The 25,554-nt window shown below is 66.9% G+C and carries 30 protein-coding genes; 17 read left to right on the top strand and 13 right to left on the bottom strand.

The annotated features are described in order from the left end of the window. Window positions 1-25: 25 nt before the first annotated feature. The 3 genes from B3T77_RS16120 to B3T77_RS16110 are packed head-to-tail and all read left to right on the top strand — an operon-like array spanning window position 26 to window position 4,166. A complete protein-coding gene (locus B3T77_RS16120; protein ID WP_292080912.1) occupies window positions 26-1,270 on the top strand; it encodes a DUF418 domain-containing protein in 1,245 nt (414 codons plus the stop codon). Between the two features lie 41 nt (window positions 1,271-1,311). Next, window positions 1,312-3,195, top strand: coding sequence for a cobaltochelatase subunit CobT (gene cobT / locus B3T77_RS16115; RefSeq protein ID WP_292080908.1), 1,884 nt, complete (start codon window positions 1,312-1,314; stop codon window positions 3,193-3,195). After that, window positions 3,192-4,166: an esterase-like activity of phytase family protein gene (locus B3T77_RS16110; protein WP_292080906.1), complete on the top strand. Its 975-nt coding sequence runs from the start codon at window positions 3,192-3,194 to the stop codon at window positions 4,164-4,166. The genes cobT and B3T77_RS16110 overlap by 4 nt, the downstream gene beginning before the upstream one ends. 3 nt (window positions 4,167-4,169) lie before the next feature. Here B3T77_RS16110 and B3T77_RS16105 read toward each other — a convergent pair whose 3' ends face one another. From B3T77_RS16105 to otsB, 3 genes are read right to left on the bottom strand one after another with little or no spacing between them, the layout of a single operon-like run. After that, window positions 4,170-5,582: an alpha,alpha-trehalose-phosphate synthase (UDP-forming) gene (locus B3T77_RS16105; protein ID WP_271042449.1), complete on the bottom strand. Its 1,413-nt coding sequence runs from the start codon at window positions 5,580-5,582 to the stop codon at window positions 4,170-4,172. Window positions 5,583-5,624: 42 nt separating this feature from the next. Further along, entirely contained in the window at window positions 5,625-7,409 is a 1,785-nt protein-coding gene (locus B3T77_RS16100; protein WP_292080902.1) for a glycoside hydrolase family 15 protein, read from the bottom strand. 4 nt (window positions 7,410-7,413) lie between these two features. Beyond that, window positions 7,414-8,172: a trehalose-phosphatase gene (gene otsB, locus B3T77_RS16095; protein ID WP_292080901.1), complete on the bottom strand. Its 759-nt coding sequence runs from the start codon at window positions 8,170-8,172 to the stop codon at window positions 7,414-7,416. A 168-nt stretch (window positions 8,173-8,340) separates the two neighbouring features. Here otsB and B3T77_RS16090 point away from each other — a divergent pair, with 168 nt between their 5' ends. The 9 genes from B3T77_RS16090 to fmt are packed head-to-tail and all read left to right on the top strand — an operon-like array spanning window position 8,341 to window position 14,676. Further along, a complete protein-coding gene (locus tag B3T77_RS16090) occupies window positions 8,341-9,333 on the top strand; it encodes a KpsF/GutQ family sugar-phosphate isomerase (protein WP_292080900.1) in 993 nt (330 codons plus the stop codon). Window position 9,334: 1 nt separating this feature from the next. Next, the gene (locus B3T77_RS16085; RefSeq protein ID WP_292080897.1) at window positions 9,335-10,618 is read left to right on the top strand and encodes a glycosyltransferase family 4 protein; all 1,284 of its coding nucleotides are present in this window, start codon (window positions 9,335-9,337) and stop codon (window positions 10,616-10,618) included. A 30-nt stretch (window positions 10,619-10,648) separates the two neighbouring features. Then, on the top strand, window positions 10,649-11,242 hold the full coding sequence (locus tag B3T77_RS16080) for a polysaccharide biosynthesis/export family protein (RefSeq protein WP_292080895.1): 594 nt from the start codon (window positions 10,649-10,651) through the stop codon (window positions 11,240-11,242). Beyond that, entirely contained in the window at window positions 11,239-11,805 is a 567-nt protein-coding gene (locus B3T77_RS16075; RefSeq protein WP_292080893.1) for a hypothetical protein, read from the top strand. The genes B3T77_RS16080 and B3T77_RS16075 overlap by 4 nt, the downstream gene beginning before the upstream one ends. Before the next feature lie 4 nt (window positions 11,806-11,809). Then, complete coding sequence (locus B3T77_RS16070; protein ID WP_292080891.1) at window positions 11,810-12,388, top strand: hypothetical protein; 579 nt, start codon at window positions 11,810-11,812, stop codon at window positions 12,386-12,388. Between the two features lie 33 nt (window positions 12,389-12,421). Beyond that, window positions 12,422-12,823: an acyl-CoA thioesterase gene (locus tag B3T77_RS16065; protein WP_242077814.1), complete on the top strand. Its 402-nt coding sequence runs from the start codon at window positions 12,422-12,424 to the stop codon at window positions 12,821-12,823. 57 nt (window positions 12,824-12,880) lie between these two features. After that, on the top strand, window positions 12,881-13,456 hold the full coding sequence (def, locus tag B3T77_RS16060) for a peptide deformylase (protein WP_039243916.1): 576 nt from the start codon (window positions 12,881-12,883) through the stop codon (window positions 13,454-13,456). Continuing rightward, entirely contained in the window at window positions 13,456-13,734 is a 279-nt protein-coding gene (locus B3T77_RS16055) for a hypothetical protein (RefSeq protein ID WP_153922834.1), read from the top strand. Before def ends, B3T77_RS16055 begins: the two co-directional genes overlap by 1 nt. Before the next feature lie 18 nt (window positions 13,735-13,752). After that, on the top strand, window positions 13,753-14,676 hold the full coding sequence (gene fmt, locus B3T77_RS16050) for a methionyl-tRNA formyltransferase (protein WP_292080881.1): 924 nt from the start codon (window positions 13,753-13,755) through the stop codon (window positions 14,674-14,676). On the opposite strand, the gene B3T77_RS16045 is transcribed toward fmt, so the two are convergent. Further along, window positions 14,668-14,910: a hypothetical protein gene (locus B3T77_RS16045; protein ID WP_292080879.1), complete on the bottom strand. Its 243-nt coding sequence runs from the start codon at window positions 14,908-14,910 to the stop codon at window positions 14,668-14,670. The genes fmt and B3T77_RS16045 overlap by 9 nt on opposite strands. 12 nt (window positions 14,911-14,922) lie before the next feature. Here B3T77_RS16045 and truA point away from each other — a divergent pair, with 12 nt between their 5' ends. Further along, on the top strand, window positions 14,923-15,666 hold the full coding sequence (gene truA, locus B3T77_RS16040) for a tRNA pseudouridine(38-40) synthase TruA (protein ID WP_292080877.1): 744 nt from the start codon (window positions 14,923-14,925) through the stop codon (window positions 15,664-15,666). 9 nt (window positions 15,667-15,675) lie between these two features. Here the strand turns inward: truA and B3T77_RS16035 are convergent, their stop codons facing one another. The 4 genes from B3T77_RS16035 to B3T77_RS16020 all read right to left on the bottom strand — a co-directional run bounded on the left by B3T77_RS16035 (window position 15,676) and on the right by B3T77_RS16020 (window position 19,510). Beyond that, window positions 15,676-16,719 (bottom strand): aspartate-semialdehyde dehydrogenase, encoded by a 1,044-nt coding sequence (locus tag B3T77_RS16035; RefSeq protein ID WP_292080875.1) that lies wholly within the window; start codon window positions 16,717-16,719, stop codon window positions 15,676-15,678. 331 nt (window positions 16,720-17,050) lie between these two features. Beyond that, entirely contained in the window at window positions 17,051-18,268 is a 1,218-nt protein-coding gene (gene fabB / locus B3T77_RS16030; protein WP_292080873.1) for a beta-ketoacyl-ACP synthase I, read from the bottom strand. Between the two features lie 66 nt (window positions 18,269-18,334). Then, window positions 18,335-18,868, bottom strand: a complete 534-nt coding sequence (gene fabA, locus B3T77_RS16025) for a 3-hydroxyacyl-[acyl-carrier-protein] dehydratase FabA (protein WP_055754351.1) — start codon at window positions 18,866-18,868, stop codon at window positions 18,335-18,337. A gap of 69 nt (window positions 18,869-18,937) precedes the next feature. Further along, entirely contained in the window at window positions 18,938-19,510 is a 573-nt protein-coding gene (locus B3T77_RS16020) for an SH3 domain-containing protein (protein WP_240484458.1), read from the bottom strand. A gap of 67 nt (window positions 19,511-19,577) precedes the next feature. Here B3T77_RS16020 and B3T77_RS16015 point away from each other — a divergent pair, with 67 nt between their 5' ends. Then, window positions 19,578-20,564, top strand: a complete 987-nt coding sequence (locus tag B3T77_RS16015; protein ID WP_292080868.1) for a 2-hydroxyacid dehydrogenase — start codon at window positions 19,578-19,580, stop codon at window positions 20,562-20,564. Here the strand turns inward: B3T77_RS16015 and B3T77_RS16010 are convergent. Beyond that, window positions 20,561-21,769: a DUF6880 family protein gene (locus B3T77_RS16010; protein WP_292080866.1), complete on the bottom strand. Its 1,209-nt coding sequence runs from the start codon at window positions 21,767-21,769 to the stop codon at window positions 20,561-20,563. The genes B3T77_RS16015 and B3T77_RS16010 overlap by 4 nt on opposite strands. Before the next feature lie 119 nt (window positions 21,770-21,888). On the opposite strand from B3T77_RS16010, the gene B3T77_RS16005 reads away from it, so the two are divergent. Continuing rightward, the gene (locus tag B3T77_RS16005) at window positions 21,889-22,140 is read left to right on the top strand and encodes a hypothetical protein (protein ID WP_199060586.1); all 252 of its coding nucleotides are present in this window, start codon (window positions 21,889-21,891) and stop codon (window positions 22,138-22,140) included. Window positions 22,141-22,143: 3 nt separating this feature from the next. Here B3T77_RS16005 and B3T77_RS16000 read toward each other — a convergent pair whose 3' ends face one another. Then, the gene (locus tag B3T77_RS16000; RefSeq protein WP_292080861.1) at window positions 22,144-22,881 is read right to left on the bottom strand and encodes a HesA/MoeB/ThiF family protein; all 738 of its coding nucleotides are present in this window, start codon (window positions 22,879-22,881) and stop codon (window positions 22,144-22,146) included. A 54-nt stretch (window positions 22,882-22,935) separates the two neighbouring features. After that, on the bottom strand, window positions 22,936-23,337 hold the full coding sequence (locus tag B3T77_RS15995) for a BLUF domain-containing protein (protein WP_292080860.1): 402 nt from the start codon (window positions 23,335-23,337) through the stop codon (window positions 22,936-22,938). 134 nt (window positions 23,338-23,471) lie between these two features. Between B3T77_RS15995 and hslV the strand changes: the two genes are divergently transcribed. Continuing rightward, a complete protein-coding gene (gene hslV / locus B3T77_RS15990; protein ID WP_292080858.1) occupies window positions 23,472-24,032 on the top strand; it encodes an ATP-dependent protease subunit HslV in 561 nt (186 codons plus the stop codon). 13 nt (window positions 24,033-24,045) lie between these two features. Here the strand turns inward: hslV and B3T77_RS15985 are convergent, their stop codons facing one another. Further along, window positions 24,046-24,627: a ClpP family protease gene (locus B3T77_RS15985; protein ID WP_292080856.1), complete on the bottom strand. Its 582-nt coding sequence runs from the start codon at window positions 24,625-24,627 to the stop codon at window positions 24,046-24,048. After that, on the bottom strand, window positions 24,627-24,833 hold the full coding sequence (locus B3T77_RS15980) for a hypothetical protein (RefSeq protein ID WP_055754345.1): 207 nt from the start codon (window positions 24,831-24,833) through the stop codon (window positions 24,627-24,629). The genes B3T77_RS15985 and B3T77_RS15980 overlap by 1 nt, the downstream gene beginning before the upstream one ends. Window positions 24,834-24,985: 152 nt before the next feature. Between B3T77_RS15980 and B3T77_RS15975 the strand changes: the two genes are divergently transcribed. Then, a partial coding sequence (locus tag B3T77_RS15975; protein WP_292080854.1) for a HisS family protein occupies window positions 24,986-25,554 on the top strand: 569 nt, incomplete at its 3' end.

Here is a 25,554-nt window from a genome sequence, read left to right as displayed (position 1 = left end):
AGTTCGAGGATTGGGGGATCCGAGAATGACCATGGATGACACGGACAAGGATGCGGCGGAAATCCTGTCGCCCGTCGCGGCGACCTCGCGCATCGCCAGCCTTGACGTCATGCGGGGCCTAGCGGTGCTGGGCATCCTGGCGGTCAATGTCGTTTCGTTCGGCCTGCCGGTCATGGTCTATCAGGATGCGAGCCTGAGTCCGTTCCCGGTCACCGGCGCCAACGCCGTGGCGCGCTGGGCGATGGACGTCTTCTTCCATCAGAAGTTCATCACCCTGTTTTCGATGCTGTTCGGGGCCTCGATCTATCTAGTCGGGGGCGAGCGGGGCGATGCGGCGCGTGGCAAACTGCTGCGGCGCCGCCTGTTCTGGCTGGCCGTCATCGCCCTGATCCACGGCCTGGCCTTCTGGTATGGCGACGTGCTGCTGCTCTACGCCTGGTCGGGCCTGTTCGTGATGCTGATGCGGTCGATGCGGGCCGGAACGCTGATCGGGATCGGCCTGGGCGTAACCCTGTTGCTGGGCGCGATGCAGGCGGGCGCGACCTGGCTGATGGTCGCCGGGCCGCCGGCGATCACCGAGGCGATGAACCAGGGCGGGCCGCATTACACCGCCGCCATGGTGACGGAGTCGATCGCCGCCTATCGCAGCGGCTGGGCCGGGGCGATGGGCCAGAACCTGCAGAACTGGCTGCTGCTGCAGGGCGCCAGCCTGACCATGTTCGTCTTCTCGACCGTGGCCCTGATGATGCTGGGTCTGGGCCTGTTCAAGGCCGGCGTGTTCAGCGGCCGGGCGCCCAACGGGGTCTATGTCGCCTTGATCGCCGTCGGCGGCGCCATACTGGCCCTGCTGGGCGTGCTGGAATGGCGCGAGGCCATGGCGCCGGCCGGGATTCACCCGACGCACGGCCTGGCGGAGGTCGTCGCCTCCTTCCCCGTCTTCGTCACCCTGGCCTATGTCAGCCTGATCGTGCTGGCGACGACGCGAGGGGCGGCGTGGATCACGGCGGCGCTGCGGCCGGTAGGGCAGATGGCCTTCACCAACTATCTGACCCAGACCCTGATCATGACATCCGTCTTCTACATGCCGTGGGGGCCGCGTCTGTTCGGACAAGCCGACTATGTCCAGATGTGGGGCTTGGTCTTGGCGGTCTGGGCGCTGCAACTGATCTGGTCGCCGCTGTGGTTGTTGCGGTTCAGCATGGGGCCGCTGGAGTGGGTTTGGCGCTGTCTGACCTACGGCCGTCGGGTGCCGATTTCAAAAGGCGGCTGACGGCGCTTTTATCGCAGGCGCGAAGCGATTAACTGAGGGCCATGGCCGCCCCGGATACTCCCGCCGAAACCTTCAAGCGCGCGCTGGGTCATGCCGCGCGGGCGCTGGCCGAGCAGCCCGAGCTGGAGGTGGTGTTCGGGTCCGACGGACCAAAGCTGTCGAACGGCATCCTGACCCTGCCCCATCCGCCGCGCGATCCGTCCGGGCCAGAGAGCGCGTCTTTGCGCGGCCAGGCCGACCGGCTGGCGCTGCGGCTGGCCAATCACGACACGGCGGTGAACAGCCGGATGCGGCCGGCGGACGCCAAGGCGGCTGAGGTGTTCGATGCGGTCGAACAGGCGCGCGTCGAGGCCTTTGGTTCGGAACATCTGGCCGGGGTGCGCGACAATCTGGGCGCCGCCCTGATCACGCGGCTGGAAAAGACCGGCGCCCTGCGGATCAGCGACGCCGACCGCGTGCCCGTGTCCGAGGCCGTGGCCCTGCTTGTCCGCGAGCGGCTGACCGGGCGCCCCGCCCCCGACGGCGCCCGCGCCATGCTGGATCTCGTGCGCGCCAACATCGAGGTCAAGGCCGGCGCCAAGCTGGACGCCCTGGCCGGCACGGCGGGCGATCAGGAAGGTTTTGCGCTGAAGATGCGCGAGGTGCTGCGCGCGCTGGACCTCGACCCCGGCGACGGGCGCGGCGAGGATACGTCCGAAGATCCCGGCGACGAGGAACCGGATCCTCAGGACCCTGCGGCCGACGACGATCAGGACGAGGAGGAAGAGCAGGACGGCGGCGAAGGCTCCCAGTCGATGGAGGGCGACGCCGATGATCAGTCTTCCGAACAGGAGCGCGAAAGTCGCCCCGAAGGCGCGCCCGCCGATCCCGACGGCGAAGGCGCCGACGACGGACCGGAGTTGCAGGAAGGCCAGCAGCCGAACCGTCAGCAGACGGCCGACGACGGTCGCGCGGTCGATTTCTACCGCGTCTTCACCACCGCCTTCGACGAGGTGGTGGACGCCGCCGACCTGTGCGACCCGGTCGAGCTGGACCGGCTGCGCGCCCTGCTGGACGGCCAGCTGGCCATCCTGTCCAGCGTCGTGTCGCGCCTGGCCAACAAGCTGCAACGCCGGCTGCTGGCGCAGCAGAACCGCTCTTGGGTCTTTGATCTGGAAGAGGGTATGCTGGACACGGCGCGGCTGACCCGCATCGTCACCGACCCGACCGCCCCCCTGTCGTTCAAGGCCGAGAGCGAAAGCCCGTTCCGCGACACGGTCGTGACCCTGCTGCTGGACAACTCCGGCTCGATGCGCGGGCGGCCGATCATGGTGGCGGCGGTCTGCGCCGACATCCTGGCGCGGACGCTGGAACGCTGTGGCGTGAAGGTCGAGATCCTGGGCTTCACCACCCGCGCCTGGAAGGGCGGACAGAGCCGCGAAGCCTGGATCACCGCCGGCAAACCGCAAAATCCCGGCCGCCTGAACGACCTGCGCCACATCATCTACAAGGCCGCCGACGCGCCCTGGCGCCGGGCCAAGAAGAATCTGGGCTTGATGATGCGCGAAGGTCTTCTGAAGGAAAACATCGACGGCGAGGCCCTGCAATGGGCCCACGGTCGCCTGCTGGCCCGCAGCGAACAGCGCCGCATCCTGATGGTCATTTCGGACGGATCTCCGGTCGACGATTCGACCCAGTCGGCCAATGCGGCCCTCTATCTGGACAAGCACCTGCGCCAGGTCATCGCCGAGATCGAGGACCGCTCCCCGGTCGAACTGCTGGCGATCGGCATCGGCCATGACGTGACCCGCTGGTATCGCAAGGCCCTGACCATCGTGGATGTGGAACAGCTGGCGGGGGCCATGACCGAGGAGCTGGCCGAATTGTTCGAGAACGAGGGGGCGGCGGGTCCCACCCGTCGCACCAAGCGAAAGCTGGCGGCATGAGCCGTTTCGGCCGGCTGGCCAGTGTCTGGATTGCCCTGTCGCTGTCGGCCTGCGCCGCCTCGCTGGGCGCGCCGCGTCCCTATCCGTTGTCATCGGACGGCTGGACGCCCCAGGTCGCAGAGCTGCGAAGCGCCAGCCTGGGCCTGCCCGGCGGCACGCAGATGGCTGACGGCGTGACGTTCGCCGGCGGCCTGCAGGTCAGCGCCGCGCCGACCTCGCCTCTTCACAGCCTGTCGGACCTGAAGCTGACCGGCGACGGCGGCTTCGTCACGGTTTCTGACACCGGTGATCTGGTGCGCGGCGACATTCGCCTGGACGCCGGGGGGCGGCTGGCTGGCCTGGATCACTTCCGCTCGCGCCGGCTGACGCTTCAGGACGGCGCCGCGATTTCTGACAAGTCGGACGGCGACGCCGAGGGCCTGGCCATCACCCCCTCCGGCGATCTGCTGGTCAGTTTCGAGCGGCGTCATCGGATCTGGAACTACGGTTCCCTGTCGGCGCTGAAGACCCAGCCGACGCCGGTGCGGTCGCCCGACTTCGCCTTCACCGAAAATGACGGGATGGAGGGGTTGGCCGTTGCACCCGGCGGTTGGCGCGTCTCTGGCGAGGCGGGCGGCGTCTGGGACTGCGCAGCGGCGAGGTGCACGGTCGTCAGCGCACCACCTGCAACCCCCATCCCCGACAGCGAATACCGCATCACCGGCCTGGATCGCGATCCGTCCGGCGCCGGATGGTTCGTGGTCCAGCGCCTGTACCGGGCGCCCATCGACATGCGCGCGCGCGTGCGCCGCATGGCCCCCGACGGAACGCTGGGGCCGGTGTTGATCGAGCTGAAACTGCCCGGCACGACCGACAATTTCGAGGGTATCGCCGCAGAGATGCGAAACGGCGGGACCCGCCTCTACATCCTGTCCGACGACAACTTCAATCCGGCCCAGCGCACCCTGATGCTGGCCTTCGACCTGCGCTAGGCGTCAGGCCGCGCCGGCCCACTGCGTCGGTTGCGAGGTCGATTCATCGGCTTGCAGGGCGCGCACGAAATCATCGCGCCAGATGCCGACATCGGTGGCGCGAACCACATCCATCAGGGCTTCCCATTTCCGGATACGCTCGGCCAGCGGCATGGTTAGCGCCTTCTGGATGGCGTCCGACAGCTCTTCGCGACTGTAGGGATTGACCAGCAGCGCTTCACCCATCTGTTCGGCCGCGCCGGCGAAGCGCGACAGGATCAGCACGCCGGGATCGTCCGGGTTCTGGGCGCAGACATATTCCTTGGCCACCAGGTTCATGCCGTCGCGCAACGGCGTCACCAGCCCCACCCGCGCCGCGCGGTAGATGCCCGCCAGCTGATCCCGGCGATAGGTGCGGTTCAGATAACGGATCGGCTGCCAGTCCATGTCGGCGAAGGCGCCGTTGATCCGTCCGGCTAGGGCGTCCAGCCGCGAACGAATATCCTGATAGCTGTCCACGTCGTCGCGCGAGATCGGCGTGACCTGCAACAGGAAGACCTCGCCCCGCATTGAGGCGTTGTCGTGCAGGAACTGTTCGTAGCCCAGCAGCCGCTCTTCCAGCCCCTTGGAATAGTCCAGCCGGTCCACGCCCACGATCATCGAGCGGAACGCCGAAGACGCCGCCATTCGGTCATAGGTTCGCGCCCCTAGTGTAGAGTTCCGCGCCGCCAGGAAGCCGTCCACGTCGATGCCGATGGGGAAGACGCCGGTCTGGACCTTGCGCCCGAAACACTCCAGCCCGCCGACGCCATCCAGTTCGCCCTGGGCCTCTGACACCACATAGTCGGTGAACAGATCGCTCCATTCCTGGGTGTGGAAGCCGATCAGGTCGAAGTCGAACATCGACTCCACAAGCCGCCGGTGATGCGGCAGCGTCACCAGCAACTGCCGCGCCGGCCAGGGCGTGTGCAGGAAGAAGCCGATCCGGTTGCGAATGCCCAGGCGGCGCAGATCCCGCGCCATCGGGATCATGTGGTAGTCGTGGATCCAGATCATGTCGTCCGGCTGGATCAGCGGCGCCAGAGCTTCGGCGAAACGCCGATTCACCCGCTCATAGCCCTCGCCGTAGGACCGCTCGTATTGGGCCAGGTCGATGCGGTGGTGGAACAGCGGCCACAACGTCTTGTTGGCGTAGCCGTTGTAGTATTCGTCGACGTCCTGCCCCTCCAGATCGACTAGCCCTACGGTGACGCCGGCCCGGTCCTCGATCTTCACCTCCCCGGTGTAGTGATCGACCCGCTCGCCCGACCAACCGAACCACAGGCCGTCGTATTTTCTGAGCGCGGCGGACAGAGCCATCGCCAGGCCACCGGCAGACCCGGCGGCGGGGTCGGTCGGGGCCGAAACCCGGTTCGAAACAACGATCAGGCGGCTCATGACTTCACTTCACACGGCGACCCCAGCCCCGGGGTCCAGACATTAACGCACATCGGTCCAGGAACGGCTCAACAGCACGGCGCAATTGATGATGCCGACCAGGGAATAGGTCTGCGGATAGTTGCCCCACAGTTCGCCATCGTCGATCGAGATGTCCTCGCTCAACAGCCCTGCCGCCGTCCGCCGGCTCAGCATCTCCTGGAAGATGGTGCGGGCTTCCTCGATGCGGCCGTTTTGGTGCAGGGCTTCGATGAACCAGAAGGTGCAGAAGTTGAAGGCGGTCTCCGGCTCGCCGAAGTCGTCCGGCTCCACATAGCGGAACAGGTGGCTGCCCTTCTTCAGGTCGCGCTCGATGGCGTCGAAGGTGGCGACCTGACGCGGATCGTGCGCCTCCAGGAAGCCCAGATCGGTCATCTGCAGCAGGGAGGCATCCAATTCGCGGCCGCCGAAGCTGGCGGCGAACCGGCCCTCGTCGGGCAGATAGGCCTCCGCCTCGATCCGCTGACGGATGATTTGCGCCCGCTCACGCCAGAAGACGGCCCGATCCGGCAGATTCAGATGGTCCGCCGCCTTGGCCAGACGATCGCAGGCGGCCCAGCACATTACGGACGAATAGGTGTGGACCCGCGCAATGGTGCGGAACTCCCACAGGCCCGCGTCGGTCTGATCGTGCATGGCGAAGGCGCGCTCACCGATCGCCTCCAGCGCGTGGAAATCCTCCAGCGTACCCGGACGCAGGAGCCGTGCGTCATAGAAGGCCTGAACCAGAGGCAGCACGATCTGTCCGTAGACGTCGTGTTGCAGATGTTCGTGCGCCTGATTGCCGATCCGCACCGGCTTCATGCCGCGGTAGCCCTCGACGCTGTCGATGATGCTCTCGCCGATTCCGGGCTCCAGACCCACGCCGTAAACCGGCTGGACATGGCCGCCGGCGGAATCGTCGACCAGGTTTCTCAGATAGACGAGATAGTTCTCGAGGATGTCGACCGCACCCAGCCGGTTCAGCGCCCGCACCGTGTAATAGGCGTCGCGGATCCAGCAGTAGCGATAGTCCCAGTTGCGCCCGCTCTCCTTGAACTCGGGCACCGAGGTCGTCATGGCGGCGACGATGGCACCGGTCTCTTCATAGGCGCACAGCTTCAACGTGATCGCCGCGCGGATCACAGCCTCCTGATAGTCGAGCGGCAGATAGAGTTTGCGCACCCAGTCCTGCCAATAGGCGATCGTGCGATCGAGTGCGCCCTGAACGCCGTGGCCGACATCCTGGTCGTAGCCCTCGTCCGGGCCCAGGAAGAAAGCGTGCGACCGCTCCAGCCGGAACACGCGCTCCTCCAGCACATGCGACACAGGACAGTCGGTCGTCAGGCGGAAGGTGACGTCGGCGCACATATAGCGGATGTGGTTGGATCCGGAGGTGTGCGGTGCTGCTCGCGCGCCCCAATCCGTCGAGGGCCGCAACCGCACACGGATGCGCGGCGTCCCCGACAGCGGCCGCACGATGCGCGCAAAGGCCAGCGGCCGATAGGTGCGCGAGTGCTTCGGATGACGCGGGGCGAAGTCGATGATCTCGGCTGACGATCCGTCCTCGGCCGTCATGACCGTGCGCAAAACCGGCGTGTTGCGGACATAGGCCTGATCGATCGACTTCACGTCCTCCATCTCGATGGCCCAGAAGCCGTGCTCGGGCTCCATGCCATCCATCAGGGCGGAAAAGACCGGGTCGCCGTCCACCCGGGGCGCGCAGGCCCAGACGAACCGGCCCTGACGGTCGATCAGGGCGCTGACGCCGCAGTTGCCGATGGGAAACAGATCCAGATTGGGCTTCATCGGTTCAGGCCTTCGCTACGGCTTCAAGCCAGGTGAGCACAGCATCCACATCGTCCAGCCGGTAACGCGCCGCCGTCTCGCGCTCGGGGCCGACCAGCACGCCGTATCCACCCAGCGCCGTCGCAGCCTCGAACCCGTACTCGTCGGTCAGATCGTCGCCCAGCATGACCGGGACGGCGCCCTTGAACGGGGCCTCCTGCATGAAGGCCGTGACGGCCGTGCCCTTGTCGGCGCCGGGCGTCTTCAGTTCCAACACCATATGACCAGGTTGGAGCGTCAGTCCCGTTTCGGCCTGCAGCTCGGCCGCCAAGCCCTTGGCGGCGCCGGCTTCATCCGGCGCCTGACGATAGTGCAGACCGACGGAGACACCTTTGTCCTCGACGATCACGCCGGGGCGATCGGCGGCGAATTCCTCGAACGCGTCCAGCGCCTGGGCGACGCCGGCGTCGGGCGTCTTGCGCTCGATGGAGCCGTCCTTCAGACGCCGCTCCAGGCCATGCACGCCCGAGCCCGAGATCAGGGCATGATCGGAAATGCGGTCGATCTCGGCGATGGTGCGACCGCTGACGATGGCGACGCGGCCCGCAAGTCGCGCCTCGACAGCCTTCAGCGCCGCCGTACGACGGGCGTTCGGCACCACCGCATCGGGGGTTGGCGCCATCGGGGCCAACACGCCGTCCATGTCCAGGAACAGCGCGATCCCGTCGGCGACCACGGGCGGTGTCGGGAGCAATAGCGAAGCGGCTCCGGCATGAGACGGCATTGACGATCAAACTCTTTGTTTTAGTTCCCCGGTCGGCGTAACGCGCCAGAGCGGCAAAGGTTGACCAGAAACCGACAAAGTCGTCTGAAAGGGAGGCGGCGCGCGAAACGCACTCATGGCGGATCGCGCTCGTCAAAGAAGGAGAGCCCGGCTGCGGGCCAGAACACTATGACCGAGATCGCTCACTCGACCCCCGACGACATCGCCGTAATGACCGACCGCGCCCGTGAAGTCGTGCGGCTGAACATTGAAGCGCTGGAGGCGCTGGAACGCTCGATCGACGTGTCGATGGCCCGCGCTGTCGATGTCATCATGAGCCGGCCGGGCTATGTCGTCGTCACTGGCATGGGCAAGTCGGGCCATATCGGCGGCAAGATCGCCGCCACACTGGCCTCGACCGGCACCAACGCCTTCTTTGTTCACCCCGCCGAGATGAGCCACGGAGACCTGGGGATGCTGCGTCCCGACGTGACGGTGCTGGCCATCTCCAACTCGGGCGAGAGCCGCGAGCTGCGCGATCCGCTGATCTATTGCCAGCGCAACGGCATTCCCGTGATCGCCATCACGCAGCGGCCGGCTAGCTTCCTCGGCCGAAACGCGGCTGTCTGCCTGACCATGCCGAAGGTGGCCGAGGCCTGCCCCAACGGCTTGGCGCCCACCACCTCGACCCTGATGACCCTGGCTCTGGGCGATGCCTTGGCCATGGTGCTGATGGATCGCCGCGAGTTTACGGCCATGGACTTCGGCCTGCACCACCCCGGCGGCGCCCTGGGCATGAGCTTGCAAAGCGTGCGTGAATGGATGGGCGATAACGCCGCAGCGCCCGCCAGCGTGCCTCAAGACGCCAGCTTCAGCAATGTCGTCTCGGCGATCACCGAGGGCCGAAAAGGCGCGGTGGCCGTGCTCGATACAGATGGCGCGCTCATTGGCATCGTGACCGATGGGGATATTCGCCGCGCATTTCAGCATGAGACAACACATTGTAAGGCGGCTGACATCATGAGCTCCAATCCCATCACCGTCGATCCGGACGCGCGTATGAGCGATGTCGTCGATCTGTTGACCGTCAACAAGATCGCCAATTTGTTCGTGGTCGAGGACGGCAAGCCTACGGCCATCGTCCATATCGCCGAACTGATGCAGGCCGGCTACGTCGCCTAGGATGCGCATTCTCTACGACGCCAGCCGGCTGATGAGCCGGGCCGAACGGTCGGCGCCGACGGGCGTGGACCGGGTATGTCTGGCCTATGCCGAATGGCTGCTGGCCTCGCCCGATGTCACGACCATCCCGGTGCGTGGCCGCAAGAACCGGCTGGTCGCCGTCGAGATCCGCTGGTTCCGGCGGTTCGTGGCCGACCTTCGCGCCAAGTGGAACGGCGCCGCCAGCACGGCGGCCGATCTGGCGCACGAGCAGCGGCTGCTCGCCGCCCTGACGGCGGAAAGACGGCCGGCCGCCTCGGTGCTGTGCCCAGCGCCCGCGCCCGAGAAGGAGAAGCCCGCCGACAAGACGCGGGTGTTCAAACAGTTCTTCCGTTCGCGCCACGTCGCTGCAGTGCCGGCGGCCGACCTGTATCTGACCGTCGGCCACACCACCCTGCACGAGCCGACGGCGCTCGAAGATCTGAAGGCCGCGGGGATCGAACGCGTCGTGCTGCTGCACGATCTGATCCCCGTCACCCATCCTGAGTTCTGCCGACCGGGCGACGGCGACAAACACCATGCGCGGGTGTCAAACACCTTGCGCCTGGCCAGCCGGATCATCGTCAACTCCGCCTATACGGGCGATGAACTGCGCGCCTTCGCCGAGCGCGAGGGCCTGCCTCTGCCGCCAATCCACGTCGCCCACCTCGGGTTGGAGCCGGCTTTCGTCGCCGGCGACGCCATCGCGGCTCCGCGTCCCTATTACGTCCACGTCGGCACGATCGAGGCGCGCAAGAATTTGGCCTTGCTCTTGACCCTCTGGCGGCGCCTCGAAGAACGGATGGGCGATCAGACGCCGTCCTTGGTGCTGGTCGGTCGCTACGGCTGGGAGAATGAGGCGGTGCTGGATCATTTGCAGCGCTCGCCCAATCTGCAAGGGGTCGTTCACCAGGCGGCGAATCTCTCCGATGCTGTGTTGGCCAGGCTGATGCGCGGGGCCCGCGCCATACTCGCCCCCTCGTCCGTCGAAGGCTTCGACCTGCCCGCCGTAGAGGCGTGCGCCATGGGCCTGTCGCTGATCGCCTCCGACATTCCACCCCACCGCGAGTTGACGCCGCACGCCGAACTGATCGATCCGCTCGATGGCCTGGGTTGGCTGGCAGCCATCGAGCGGGCGACGCTTGTGCCTCCGCCGACGCCGCCTTACTACCAAGCGCCGTCCTGGTCAGAGCATTTCCGCATCGTCGCCGACGGCATTGGCCTGCAGCCCGTTTCGCCACTGGCGAGCGCGGCCAAAGGCTTGTAATCAATCCGCGAACAAGGGCTTTCCAGCTTCATGACGCGCACCATCCTGCCGCTTGCTATTGTCGCCATTCTCGGCGGCTGCTCCACCCTGCCGCGCGACGGGCCGTCGGGCGCCTCGGTCAACGCCGGGGCCACGACCGCCTCGGCTCTGGGCAGCTACGCGCTGGTGCCGCTGACATTTGAAGCCACCGAACGCATGAAGCAGATCCCGCCGCAGTTCTTCGGCAGCCTCGCAGCAGGATCGAGCGATCAGCCCGCAGACGTGATCGGCGAAGGCGACACCCTGGCGATCTCGATCTTCGATCCGTCCGGCTCGCTGTTCGGAGGAACCCTGGGCGCCGGCTCGGCGTCGGGCCGAAACGCCGCCACCATGTCCGGCGGCAATCAGGCGCTGCCCGGTGCGACGGTCGATCGGTCAGGCTCAGTGACCATACCTTTCGGCGGTCAGGTTCGTGTTCAGGGCCTCACATCCACCCAAGCGGCGGCGGCGATCCGGCGCGCCCTGGTTGGCAAAGTCGCAAATCCGCAGGTACTGGTATCCATCGCCGGCAACGCTTCCAACACGGTCAACGTGCTGGGCGACGTGCGCCCCTGGGGGTCAACAGCGACCGCATCCTGGACGTGATCGCTGCGGCCGGCGGCTCAGCTCGCACCACCGACGACCTGACCATCTCGATCCAGCGCGAGGGCCGCACCTACACCGCGCCCCTGTCGGCCGTGACGACAGAGTTCGGCGAGAACGTGCGTCTGCAGCGCGGCGACGTGGTCAATGTTCAGTACAAGCCCCGTCGTTTCTCGACCTTCGGCGGCCTGAACGCCGTGGCCCAGGTCGATATGCCGGCCGGTCCCGTGACCCTGACCGGCGCCCTGTCCAAGGTCGGCGGCCTAAACACCAATACGGCCAATGCGCGTCGCGTTCTGATCTTCCGTTTCGAACGTCCCGAGGTGGCCCAGGCGCTGGGCATCAACCAGCCGGCCACCCCGCGCGGCGTGCCGGTCGTCTATGAGCTGGACTTTAGCGACGCCGCCAACGTCTTCGCCGCCACCAACATGGAGGTCATGCCCGAAGACGTGATCTATGTGCCCCTGGCCGGCGCTGCGGAGATGCGCAAGTTCTTCGAGGTCGTTCAGAGCCTGACCCGCGTCGTCTATGACGTGTCGGTGACCAGCACGCTCAATAACAACTGACGTCATGGCCAGACGGCGGGCGCTGCTTTCGGGACTGTTTTCACGCAAGTCACCGGCTGCGCCCGCCGAGGACACGTTCGACCCGTTCGAGCGGCCGACCGAGCTGGCCCCGGAAGAATCCGACGCCTTGAGCCTAGCCTTGGCTGAAGTCGAAGCCGGGGCGCTGGAAATCTATGCGCAGGCCGGCCTTCCCACCCAGCCAGGCCATTATCGCCGCGATCCCGACACAGGGGACTGGATTTTTATCGCCCGCCAGATCGAGCCGTCCGAACGCTTCGCCTTGGCCCTGCGCTATCCGCCCGAACAGGGCTGGCGCTTCGCCCGGCTGGAGGATTTGGGCGCGCGGTCGGGCCGTGAAGATGTTCAGGCCGCAGCGCGTCTCATGGCCGATGTCGCGACCTTGCGGGCGTCTCGGCGCGGCGTGTTGACCCACGATCATCTCCTGACCGCCATGGAACTGGGCGCCGCCTGGCGCGCCTTGCGCGATGCGCAGGCTTTTCGCACTTCCCGTCTGACCCTGTCCGTCCCAGAGCCCGCCCGTCCCAAGGCGCTGAAGGGCGACAAGCCGTCAAGGCCGCGCTAGAGAGCCCGCCTCCCCGAACAGCAGGCTCCTTCCATGTCCGACGCCCCCGAATATCCGCCCGAAGATCAGCCCGTCGGTCGTATCATCGCCATGCCCGCCGACACCAACCCCGAGGGCGACATCTTCGGCGGCTGGCTGCTGGCGCAGATGGACCTTGCGGGCGCGACCCCGGCGTTCGAACTGGCCTGCGGTCGCTGCGCCACCGTGGCGCTGGACGGCATGGTCTTTCACCAGCCGGTCTCGGTCGGCGACGAGGTCAGCATCTACGCCCACGTCATCGGCTCGGGCCGCACCTCCATCCGCGTCCAGGTCGAGGCCTGGAAGCGGGCGCGGGGACAGCCCCAGGCCGCTTCGGTACGCGTGACCCAGGGCGTCTTCACCTATGTGGCCATCGACGAAAACCGCAAACCCCGCGCTCTGCCCGGCAAGGCGTAAAGCGCTGCAAGAGGCGCAAATCTTGACCTTGCGCCGGGGCGGGCCTACGTCCCGGCCATGGCCATTCGACGTATCCTCACCATCGACAACGCCGCCGACCTGGCGATCCTGAAGCAGGTGTCCAAGCCCGTCGCGGCCGTGGACGACGCCGTCCGCGCCCTGATGGATGATATGCTGGAGACGATGTACGACGCGCCGGGCATCGGCCTGGCCGCCGTGCAGATCGGCGCACTGGACCGGGTCATCGTCATGGATCTGGGCGACAAGGACGGCGTGGTCTGCGAGACCGAGGAAGAGGCGGCCGAGAACGCTGAGGCGCGCAAGAACCCGCGTTTCTTCGCCAACCCGGAAATCCTGTGGACCTCGGACGAGCTCTACACCTACGAAGAAGGCTGCCTGTCGATCCCCGAGTATTTCGACAAGGTGGAACGCCCGGCCCGCGTCCGCATTCGCTATCTGAACCGTGACGGTCAGTCGGTGGAGGAAGAGGCCGAGGGTCTCTACGCCGTCTGCATTCAGCACGAGATGGACCACCTTAACGGCGTGCTCTTCATCGACCATCTGTCGCGTCTCAAGCGGGACCGCGCCGTGACCAAGGTCAAGAAGGCCGCCCGCGACAGGATCGCCGCCTGATGACCAAGATCGTCCGCCCCGAACGTATAGAACGCGCCGCACGTCGTATCGCGCCGTCCATCCCGCGCGGCCGATCGATGATCATCGACTCCTCGGGTCGTCGTCGCCTGACGCGCAGCCAGAAGGTCGGCGTCGCCGGCGTCGCGACGCTGGCCGGTGTGGCCTTGCTGGGCGTCGTGGCGGGTCTGCTGCTGGATCGCCTGCTCGACTTCGACGACGCCTTGGATGCGGGCGGCGAATGGGACGAGGGCGGCGGCGTCTTCACCCGCTGGCAGTAAACCTCTAAAGGCGTGCCCATGCGCCTTGCCTTCATGGGAACTCCCGACTTCGCCGTGCCGTCCCTGGCCGAGCTGATCGCCTCGGGTCACGAGATCGTCGCCGTCTATTCGCAACCGCCACGCCCCAAGGGCCGGGGCCAGAAGCTGACGCCGTCGCCCGTCCACGCCTTCGCCGAGACCATGGGCCTGCCCGTCTTCACGCCCGAAAGCATGAAGGACGCCGAGGCGATCGACACCTTCAGAAGTCTGGATCTCGATGCAGCCTGCGTCGTCGCCTACGGTCAGATCCTGAAGACCGAGGTGTTGGAGGCGCCACGCCTGGGCTGTTTGAACCTGCATGGTTCGCTCCTGCCGCGGTGGCGCGGGGCCGCCCCGATCCAGCGGGCCATCATGGCCGGCGACAAACAGACTGGCGTCCAGATCATGCAGATGAGCCTGGGTCTGGACGAAGGCCCCATCCTGCTCAGCGAACTGATGGACATTCTGCCCGACGACACGGCCGCCAGCCTGTCCGAACGGATGGCCCATGTCGGCGCGGGCCTGTGGCCCCGCGCGCTGGCCGCCATCGACCGAGGCGGGGTCACGCCGTCCGAACAGGTCGGAGAGCCGACCTACGCCAGGAAGATCACCCCGGCCGAGGCCCGGATCGACTGGACCCACCCGGCCGCCGAGGTGGACGCCCATATCCGAGGCCTGTCGCCCTTCCCCGGCGCCTGGTTCGAGGCCCCGTCAGAGGCTGGCCCCGTGCGGATCAAGGGGCTGCTGTCGGCCTTGGCGGACGGATCGGGCGCGCCCGGAACCGTGCTGGACGACGCCCTGACGGTGGCCTGCGGCGACGGCGCCGTGCGTCTGATCCGCGTTCAGCGCGAAGGCAAGGCGGCGCAATCGGCCGAGGAGATGCTGCGCGGCTTCCCCCTGCCGGTCGGGACCAGCCTAGGCTGAGAGGTTGAACTCGCGGCCCAGAATCTCCCAAAGCGCCTTTGCGCTTTCAGAAGTCAGTTGGAAAGTCTGGCTCTGGCTGTTCGGTTTCGCTCTATCTGCTGATCCAAGTGTATCGATCTGCAAGAACGCGCGCCCATCATGCCTGAACACGCCATAGTGGCCCACAACGTGAGTTGGGTGCAGCTTAAGCTCCCGCTCTCGGTCTAGCGGTTGAAACTGGTCGATGACGGCCATGTGGAGTCCTAAGTGCCTAGGTACAAACTCACTATCGAATACGACGGCACGGCCTACAACGGCTTCCAGGCGCAGGACAGCCAGCCGACGGTGCAGGGCGCGCTTGAGGCGGCGATCCACGCCTTTTCCGGCGAGCGGATCCGCATCGCCGCCGCCGGCCGCACCGACACCGGGGTCCATGCGACGGCCCAGGTCATCCATGCCGATCTGAACCGCGACTGGCCCGTCGATACTGTGCTGAATGCCATGAACGCGCATCTGGTGCGCCAGAACGTCTGTGTCCTGGCGGCCGAATACGCGCCTGATCCCGACTGGCACGCCCGGTTCTCGGCGACTGGCCGGGGCTATCTGTACCGCATCCTGAACCGCCGCCCCCAGCCCGTGCTGGAGCGCGACCGGGTCTGGCACGTCAAGAAGACCCTGGACGCCGAGGCCATGCATCACGCGGCCCAGGTCCTGGTCGGTCACCATGACTTCACCACCTTCCGCGATGTCGGTTGCCAGTCCAAGTCGCCGGTCAAATCGCTGGACGTGGCGCGCGTCACTCGGTTCGGCGAGGAGGTGCATCTGGTGTTTCAGGCGCGCAGCTTCCTGCATCGCCAGGTTCGGTCCATGGCCGGCACCCTGGTCGAGGTGGGGCTGGGTCGCTGGAGCGCCCACGACGTCAAGGCCGCGCTGGAGGCGAAGGACCGCGCGCGGTGCGGCCCCGTCGCCCCCTCGGCAGGGCTCTATCTCAGCGGCGTGCGCTACGACTGAACCCGCCGGTCAGCCGCGCTGCTGGACCAGCACCTCGGCGATCTGGACCGCGTTCAGGGCCGCGCCCTTCCTCAGATTGTCGTTCGAGACGAATAGGGCGAGACCATGCTCGACGGTCGGATCAGGGCGCACACGCCCGACGAAGACCGGGTCCTGACCCGACGCCTCCAGCGGGTTCGGCACGGCCGTCACCACCACGCCGGGCGCCTGTGCCAGCAGATCCAGCGCCTGAGCCGCCGACAGCGGGCGCTCGAACTCGACATTCATCGAAAGCGAATGGCCGGTGAAGACCGGCACCCGCACGCAGGTGCCCGAGACCGGCAGACCGGGGATTTCCAGGATCTTGCGGCTTTCGTCGCGTAACTTCAGCTCCTCGTCGGTATAGCCGTCTTCGCCCAGCGTGTAGTTCAGGGCCACGACGTTGGCGGCGATCGGCACGACCCACTTCTCGGGCGCGCCGAAGTCCACGGCCCCGCCGTCGCGGGCCAGGGCCGCGCCCTGGCCCACGGTGGCGCGCGACTGGTCCTCCAGCACGCGGATGCCCTCGATCCCGCCGCCCGAGACGGCCTGATAGGTGGAGACCGTCAGACGCTTCAGCCCAGCCGCGTCGTGCAGGGGCTTCAAAACCGGCATCGCGGCCATGGTGGTGCAGTTGGGGTTGGCGATGATGCCCTTGGGCAGGTTGGCCAGGGCGTGGGGGTTCACCTCGGCGACCACCAGCGGCACTTCGGGGTCAGAGCGCCAAGCCGAAGAGTTGTCGATCACCACCGCCCCGGCGGCCGCCACCTTGGGCGCCAGGGCCTTGGACGTCTCGCCGCCGGCCGAGAGGAAGACGATATCCAGACCGGCGTAGTCGGCGCTCGCCGCATCCTCGACCACGATCTCGGTCTCGCCGAAGCGGATGGTCTTGCCCGCCGACCGGGCCGAGGCGAATAGGCGCAGCGAGGCCAGCGAGAAGTTCCGCTCAGCCAGCAGCCCGCGCATCATCTCGCCGACGAGGCCGGTGGCGCCGACGATGCCGACATGGGGAGGGTTGGACGGGGAAAAGGACATGAAGGCGTCTCCTGGAAGGATGGAGGCGCGGGGTTCAGCCGGATCGACCGCCCCGCGCATCGGCGGGGCTTGGGATCGGGTTGTCGCTAGACCGCGCGCGCATCCGAAACCGCCCCGCCGAAGCCGGTGGTTTTCGAGGTCATCGCTTTAATCGCGCGCTTGGTCACGGCGACGCTCTCTAAGGGTGAGAAACGGTCGTGTAAACGGGCAGTGACGAAAGAATTCACGCAAAGAAAAGGGGAACGGTCCTGCACACGCAATAAAGCCGCTGCCCCTGAAAGCCTCCCATCCGTCATCCTTGGGCTTGACCCGAGGATGACGGGTGAAAGTTTCAGACCTTCGATAGGATCAGCGTGCCGTTGGTGCCGCCGAAGCCGAAGCTGTTGGACATGACGTGGGTCAGTTCGCCGTCGTGGCGCTGGCGCAGGATCGGCATGCCTTCGAACGCCGGATCGAGATTTTCGATATGGGCGCTTTCGGCCGCGAAGCGGTTCTGCATCATCAGCAGGCAGTAGATGGCTTCCTGGGCGCCGGCTGCGCCGAGCGAGTGGCCGGTCAGCGACTTGGTCGAGGAGATCATCGGCATCTGGTCGCCGAAGACGGCGCGCACGGCCTCCATCTCCTTGGCGTCGCCCACGGGCGTCGAGGTGCCGTGCGGGTTCAGATAGTCGATCTTCGGATTGCCGGCCTGTTCCAGCGCGATCTTCATGCAGCGCTGGGCGCCCTCGCCCGAGGGGGCGACCATGTCGTAGCCGTCGGCGTTGGCGCCATAGCCGGTGACTTCGGCGTAGATGGTCGCGTCGCGCGCCTTGGCCCGCTCGTACTCTTCCAGCACCACGATGCCGGCGCCGCCGGCGATGACGAAACCGTCGCGGTTGGCGTCATAGGCTCTGGAGGCGACCGACGGATTGTCGTTGAAGTCCGACGACATGGCGCCCATGGCGTCGAACATGTTGGACATGGACCAGTCGATGTCCTCGCAGCCGCCGGCGAAGACCACGTCCTGCTTGCCCCACTGGATCTGTTCGACCCCGGCGCCGATGCAATGGGCCGACGTCGCGCAGGCCGAGCTGATCGAATAGTTGATGCCGCGCATCTGGAACCAGGTCGACAGCACCGCCGACGGGCCCGACGCCATCGCCTTGGGCACCGCGAACGGGCCGATGCGCTTGGGCGCGCCCTTTTCGACCGTGGTCGCGGCCGCCTGCAGGATCACCTGCGTCGAGGGGCCGCCCTCGCCGACAATCAGGCCGATCCGGTCATCCTTGATCTCGTCCGCCGTCATGCCCGACGATTTCAGCGCCTCTTCGAAGGCGATGTGGCCCCAGGCGGTTCCGTTGGCCAGGAAGCGGGCGGCGCGACGGTCGACCAACTCTTCCCACGGACCGATCTTGGGCGGCGCCCAGACCTGGCTGCGGAAGCCGTATTTGGCGTGGTCGGGAGCATGAACGACGCCCGAACGGGCTTCGCGCAGGGACTGGGTCACCTCCTCGGCGCCGTGGCCGATGGAAGAGACGATGCCCAGGCCGGTGACGACGACACGACGCATGGTGTTTCCTTCTTGATGCTTCCTGGTCCGAGGACCGTCCGCCTTGTTCGCGGTTATATAGGGGCGTTAACCGCCCGCCGCCTCATCCTTGGCGCCGAACAGGCCGACCCGCATGTCGTTGCAGGTGTAGATGACCTGGCCGTCGGCCTCCAGCACGCCGTCGGCGATGCCCATGACCAGCTTGCGGTTGATAACGCGCTTCAGGTTGATCTTATAGACCACCTTCTTGATGTCGGGGGTGACCTGGCCGGTGAACTTGACCTCGCCGACGCCCAGGGCGCGACCGCGGCCGGGGCCGCCGATCCAGCCCAGATAGAAGCCGACCAGCTGCCACATGGCGTCCAGGCCCAGGCAGCCCGGCATGACGGGGTCGCCGATGAAGTGGCACTGGAAGAACCAGAGGTCGGGATGGATGTCGAGTTCGGCCTCGACATAGCCCTTGCCGTGCTCTCCGCCGTCCGCATTGATCGTGGTGATGCGGTCGAACATCAGCATCGGCGGGGCGGGCAGCTGAGCGTTGCCGGGACCGAACAGCTCGCCGCGGCCCGAGGCCAGCAGGGCCTCATGATCGAAGGACGAAGGATATTGGGACTGGGTCAAGGCGCTTCCGTTTCTTGAGACGTTGCGCGCGGGTTACACGACCGCGCCGCTTCGCTCAACAGCGTGCGGTCAGTTGCGACCCGTGCCCGCGGGGCGATTGGCGTTGCACAGCGCCCGCTCCTGGGTTCCGAACACCGCCCGCTGGGCCACAAAACCCTCCAGTCGTCGCGCCCGGACCTTGCACCAGCCCTCCTCGCATTCGTCCAGCATCACCAGGGCGCGCGGCGACAGGCGCGCGCGCACCGACGCCGTCTCGGATCGGCCCGACCGGATCGGCACTTCTTCGGCGGTCGTGTTGAAGACATAGCGCCGGCCCGACGACACCGTGCGGTGGATCCAGGCCACGGCCCCGTCGGGATCGCAGATCTTGCGCCATTCGGTCGTCTCGGCGATCACCTGAACCGGAAGGCCGGCGGCCCGGTATTCCCACAGGATCGGATAATCCAGGCCCGGCCCCTGGCGTGCGCGGACGTGCGAGGACTTCAGCGAAATCCAGCGCGGCACCTCAAGCCCGGTAGGCGTCGGGCGGCCGTCGGGCATGGTCGCGCCGGCGCTGGCCATCACGCCGAGGCCGAGAACGGCTCCCACGATGGCGATGCGGCGTCGCAGGCTTTGGAAGATGGCGGCGGCTTTGCTAGACACTGATTGGAACGACCCGTCGCGCGGGCTTTGATCCGTCTGAATCGCCGCCCGCTAACCAAGGCCGAGAATGTCCCCCCGCAAGCTTAAGGTCGTATTAACCAGACGCCTGCCCGACGCGGTCGAAACGCGGATGCGCGAGCTGTTCGACGCCGAGCTGAACCTGAAGGATCAGCCGATGGATCGCACCGCGCTGCAGGCCGCCGTCCAGCGCGCCGAGGTTCTGGTGCCTACGATCACCGACGTCATCGACGCCGACCTGATCAATGGCGCGGGCGAGCAGTTGAAGATGATCGCCAACTTCGGCGCCGGCGTGGACCATATCGACATCGATGCGGCCGTGGCGCGCGGCATCATCGTCACCAACACGCCCGGTGTCCTGACCGAGGACACCGCTGACCTGGCGATGAGCCTAATCCTGGCCGTCAGCCGCCGCATCGTCGAGGGCGCCCAGGTGGTGGCCGAAGGCCGGTTCGAGGGCTGGACCCCGACCTGGATGTGCGGACGCAAGCTTTGGGGCAAGCGGCTGGGCATCGTCGGCATGGGCCGGATAGGCCAGGCCCTGGCCCGTCGCGCCAAGGCCTTCGGGCTTCAAGTCCACTATCACAATCGCAAGCCCGTCCCGGCCTTGATTGAGGAAGAGCTGGGCGCGACCTACTGGGACGATCTGGACCAGATGCTGGCGCGGATGGACATCGTCTCGCTGAACTGTCCGGCGACGAAGGACACCCACCATCTGCTGTCGGCCGAACGCCTGGCGCGGCTTCAGCCCCACGCCATCCTGATCAATACCGCGCGCGGCGAGCTGATCGACGAGGCGGCCTTGGCCCAGGCGGTGGCTATGCGCGCCCTTTCCGGCGTCGGCCTGGACGTGTTCGAGAACGAGCCCGCGATCCATCATGGCCTGCTGGGCCAGTCCAATGTCGTGCTGCTGCCCCACCTGGGGTCCGCCACCCTGGAAGCGCGCCAGGACATGGGCGACCGCGTCATCGCCAACGTCATGACCTATCAGAACGGCCACCGCCCGCCGGATCGGGTCATCCCGGCAATGCTTTAGGGCGCAGCCAGCAACCGCTCGGCCGCATCGGGATATTTTTGCGCCAGCCGCGCCGCCCAGTCGGCCTTGAGCGGCAGCAGCGCGCGCGCCTCGCGAACGCGGCGTTCGACCAGGGCGGCGGCCTCGCGGTGCGCGGGCCAGTCCATCAGAAACCCCAGCGCCGTCTCGAAATCGGCGTAGGTCGCGGCGTGAGCCAGGGCGCGGTCCAGCGCCTCCACATCGTCGAAGTCCGGCAGACGCGCCAGATAGGCCCGCAGCACCGGCGCGGACAGGTCGCGCTCGAACATCGCCCAGCGCAGATCCTGCGCCTCTTCCTTGCGGCCCTCGGCTTCCAAGAGGTCGATCGAGGTCGCCTCCCATGCCGGCGTCAGGACCGGCGGTCCGGCCTGTGGCGATCGCCCGAAGGTCCAGCGCCGGTTGCCCGCCGAAGGCTTGAGCGCCGCCTCCAGCGCCTGACGCGCTTCGGGCACACGGTCCGCGACCAGCAGCCGCTTGACCATCACCGCCGCAAAATCCGGCGAGCCCTGCTCCTCCGGCGTCGTCATCGACAGCCACAAGTCCAGATCGCCCGCCCGGTCCGCCAGCCGTCGCACGACCGTTCGCATGCCGCGCGCGTTGGATGCGGTATCGAGACGACCCAGCAGCTTCTTGGCCAAGTCCGCCGTCAGATCGTCGCCGCCCGCACCGATCCAACGGGCATATTCGAGCGGTTGCCGCGCCACCGCCTCCGCAAGCAGACCCACTGTGGTTTCGTCCGTCCGAACCGCATCCCCGGCGATCCGCCACAGGTCCAAGGCCGCCGTTTCGAACGCGTCGGCCAGTTCGCCCTTCTGATCCTTGACCCGCGACGCCAGGCCGCGAAACAGATCGAACCAGCCGATCAATCGCTCCAACCCCATCACCGGAGCGGCCTCGGCCAGATCCTCGACGATTGCAGCCCGCAGAATCTCCAGATCGCGCAACAGGTCCGGCCGCTTTCGCCACGACACGCGCGCGCGGCTGGCCGCGATGGTCGTCAATCGCTTGTCGATTTCCAGAGCCAGCAGATCCGGCCCCGCCTCGGCCGCCATCACCAGCCTGAGCCGCCGCTTCAGGATCGCATCCGCATCCGCCGCCTGCATCAGCAGTTCGCCCAGACGCTCAGCGCCCAAGCCGCTGAGATTTGCGGCGTTCAGGCGTTTGGGCGAGGCGGGACGTCGGGCCATCAGGCCTCCTTTTCACAAGTCTGTCGGACCGAACTCACACGGCTGTCGAAAACCGCTGGCAGGGGAGGAACCGTCGTAAACGCGCTTCGTTTCCGGCGTCCTGATCGAGGAAGTGTGCGTTGGACTCCTACTACTGCATCGTCAACCTGCCCGGCGTTCCGGTGCGGGACATCTGCGTCCTCGACGCGGCGAACGACACGACGGCCAATCAGGCGCTGGAGGCGATCGCCCGCAATTGGGTCGGGTTCGAAACCCTCTATCTCTATTGCGGCGAGCGTCTGGTGACGGTGCTCAGCAACCCGGCGCTGGGCTTCGCGCCGCCCCTGCCTGACTTGGATCTGGCCGACATCCGTTTCGCGACGGCCGCCTGATCGTCAGCCGCCGCAGACCGGGCATTCCGGATCAGCGGCGACCCGCACGGTCCGCGCCGAGCCCGCCAGACCGTCATACAGCATCAGCCGTCCCGTCAGGGCCTCGCCCGCGCCGGTGATCAGCTTGACGACCTCAAGCGCCGCCATCGACCCGATCACGCCGGTCAGAGCGCCCACGACGCCGACGCGCGCACAGGTCTCCGCATCCGGCGGGATCTCGGGCACCAGGCATTGATAGCAGGGCTGGCCCGAAAACACCCCGACCTGCCCGTTCCAGCGGCCAAGCGCGCCCGACACCAGGGGCTTGCCCGCCGCAACGCAGGCCGCATTGACCCACAGCCGGGTCTGGAAATCATCGGTCCCGTCCAACACGATGTCGAAGGCTGCGATCTGCGCCGCCGCATTCTCAGCGGTGATCCGCTCGGCGAAGGTTTCGATCGCGACATGCGGATTGAGGCCGACCAGCCGTTCCGCCGCCGCCTCGACCTTTGACCGGCCGACCTGCGCCGTCGAGAAGGCGATCTGCCGCTGAAGGTTGGACAGGCCCACAACGTCGTCGTCGATCAGGCCCAGCGTACCGACGCCCGCCGCCGCCAGATAGAGCGCCGCCGGAGACCCCACGCCGCCCGCGCCGACGATCAGCACCCGCGCGCGCTTCAGCGCCTGCTGCCCCGGTCCGCCCACTTCGGACAGGACCAGATGGCGCGCATAGCGTTCGACTTCGTCTTCGGAAAAGATCACCGCCCTATCTAGCGCCGCAGAGGTTCCGGCGCGAGGGGCCTGTCGCCTGTCGCCTTAAGCGGCCATCCGGACGTGTTCGCACGACAGCAGCTTTTCCAGACCCGCGCTGGACAGATCGCTCAGGCGCCGTCCGCGCAGAATGTCGGCGGCCTGCCGGTCGCTGAGGGCGCACAGCCGTGCGGGTTCGCGCATCCGCCGCTGCATGACGGGCCGATCATCCAGGACGCGGATATTGTGATGACGCGGGTCGTTCCAGAGGCGCGACATCAAGCGGTCCACGTCGGCACGGGCGCCTTCGATCATCTGTGCCGCCTCGCCTTCGTGGAACAGCATGGCGCTGCCGATCTCGTCGCGGCGGTTGTTTCGCTCCGACGCACCGAGGATTTCGGCAAGCGATTGGGTCGTGTGGTTTGCGCCACCGATCATTTCACTCACGAAAACGACGCGATAAAGCAAAACCTGTCCCTCGATTTCAAAGAACCGCGAAAGCGGATTGCGCCTTCTAGCCAATATTGGGGTCAAAATAAGACAGCGCTATACCGAGGCGCGACAGACTTGATGCCGACGCCCGGCCGCGCCATCTGATCGTCATGAACCAGACCGCATCCAACTTCCCCGACTGGCACGGCACCACCATTCTGGCGGTGCGCAAGAACGGACGCACCGTGATCGCCGGCGACGGGCAGGTCTCGATGGGCCCGACCATCGTCAAGGGCGCGGCCCGCAAGGTGCGCACTCTGGCCGGCGGCAAGGTGCTGGCCGGCTTTGCCGGCGCCACGGCCGACGCCTTCACCCTGATCGAACGGCTTGAGGCCAAGCTGGAGCAGTATCCTGATCAGCTGGCGCGCGCCTGCGTCGACCTCGCCAAGGATTGGCGTACCGACCGCTATCTGCGCCGGCTCGAGGCGATGCTGCTGGTGGCGGACAAGTCGTCCATCTTCACCGTGACGGGCGTCGGCGATGTGCTGGAGCCGGAGTATGGCGTCGCCGCCGTGGGTTCGGGCGGCAACTACGCCCTGTCGGCCGCCCGCGCCCTGATCGAGGAAACCGATCTGGACGCCGAACAGGTCGCCCGCAAGGCCATGAAAATCGCGGCCGAAATCTGCGTCTACACCAACGGAAATTTGACCGTGGAAACGCTCCCGGCCTGATCCGGTGGGCGGGTCAGATCACTTCGGCGATCAGACCCCGAGCCTTGGCCTCCTGGGCCTCGATGTACCAGTTGGCGGGGGCGCGTCTCAGCACCTCCTCCATGGTCACCGACGATCCGCGGACCAGGTTCTCGAAACCTTCGTTCTGGATGGCGATGGAGTGTTCCAGCTCGTTCAGCATGGCGCGAACCGAGGCGACGCAGGTCGTCAGCGGCCCCGTGACGTGCAGTTGCGTGTCCATCTTGCGCTCATGGATCATCACCCGGGCGCCGCGCGTCAGATAGCGGTTCTCCACGGCAAAGAAGCTCATGAAGGTCGCGCCGGCGGAATAGATCGCCGCCTTGCCCAGAAAGACCAGCCGGCGGGACGGATTGATGTCGCTTTGAAAGCGCACGTCCTCGCCCATCATGCGCGCCACCTCCGGATCGCCGCCCAGGGTCGACAGTTCGATGACGGTCAGCCCAGTATCGGGCGCCTCCGCCATCTGTTGGCGAAAGCGGTCGTACATGGCGTAATCGACCGCGCCGGCGAGCAGGATGCGCGGCGTATCGAAAGCTTCGGCGGTCAGAATGCCGCTCGGGGCCGCCTCGGACATCAAAGCTCGGCCGCGGCGGCGGCGTCGTCGCTGACGGGATAGCCCTGCGCCGACGCCCAGGACCGGGCTTCACGGATCGAGAAGAAGGCCTGGTTCTGCAAGCGGCGCGATCCGGCGTCGTCGATCAGTTCGCACTCCCACCACCGGATCGTGCGGCGATCGGAGGTGTTGCAGGTGCGCGGAACGAGAAGGGCGTGGGGCGTCATGCGCCATCAACGAAAAATCCGCACAGCGGTTCCGACGAGATCAGGATTTCGTCTTTAGGAACAGACCATTGCATGGCGCCGACGGACGCTGTCTTTACGTCAGCCGCCGTGCAGAATTTGCGATCAAGGGCGCCTTGGCTTAAGCGCGCGCCATGACCGACGCCGCGCCTCCCCGCCCCCTCGCCCGCAATCCGCGCGGCTTCGCCGACAAGCGCGGCCGTGACCTGACCGCCGAGCGGCGCATCGTCGCGCGCGTGTCCGAGGTTTACGAGCGTTGGGGCTTCGAGCCGCTGGAGACGCCGGCCTTCGAATATGCCGATGCGCTGGGCAAGTTCCTGCCCGACGCTGATCGGCCGAATGAGGGCGTCTTCGCACTACAGGACGACGCCGGATCGGACGAGCCGGGCGAATGGATGGCCTTGCGCTACGACCACACCGCACCCCTGGCCCGGTTCGCCGCCCAGACTTGGGAGACCCTCCCCAAGCCGTTCCGCCGCTATGCCTATGGTCCGGTCTGGCGGAACGAGAAGCCCGGCCCAGGTCGCTTCCGCGAGTTCTGGCAGTGCGACGCCGACACCGTCGGCTCGGACCGGCCCGAGGCCGACGCCGAGATCATCGCCATGGGCTGCGAAGGCCTGCGCGCCGCCGGTCTGGACGCCGGCCAGGCCCAGATCCGCGTTTCGAACCGCAAGCTGTTCGACGGCCTGTTCGACGCCGGCGG

Origin of the sequence: Brevundimonas sp. UBA7838 (assembly GCF_002500885.1) — a bacterium.
Classification (GTDB): domain Bacteria; phylum Pseudomonadota; class Alphaproteobacteria; order Caulobacterales; family Caulobacteraceae; genus Brevundimonas; species Brevundimonas vesicularis_C.
The sequence above is the reverse complement of the archived record's forward strand: the minus strand, read 5'-3'. Positions and strand labels throughout refer to the sequence as shown.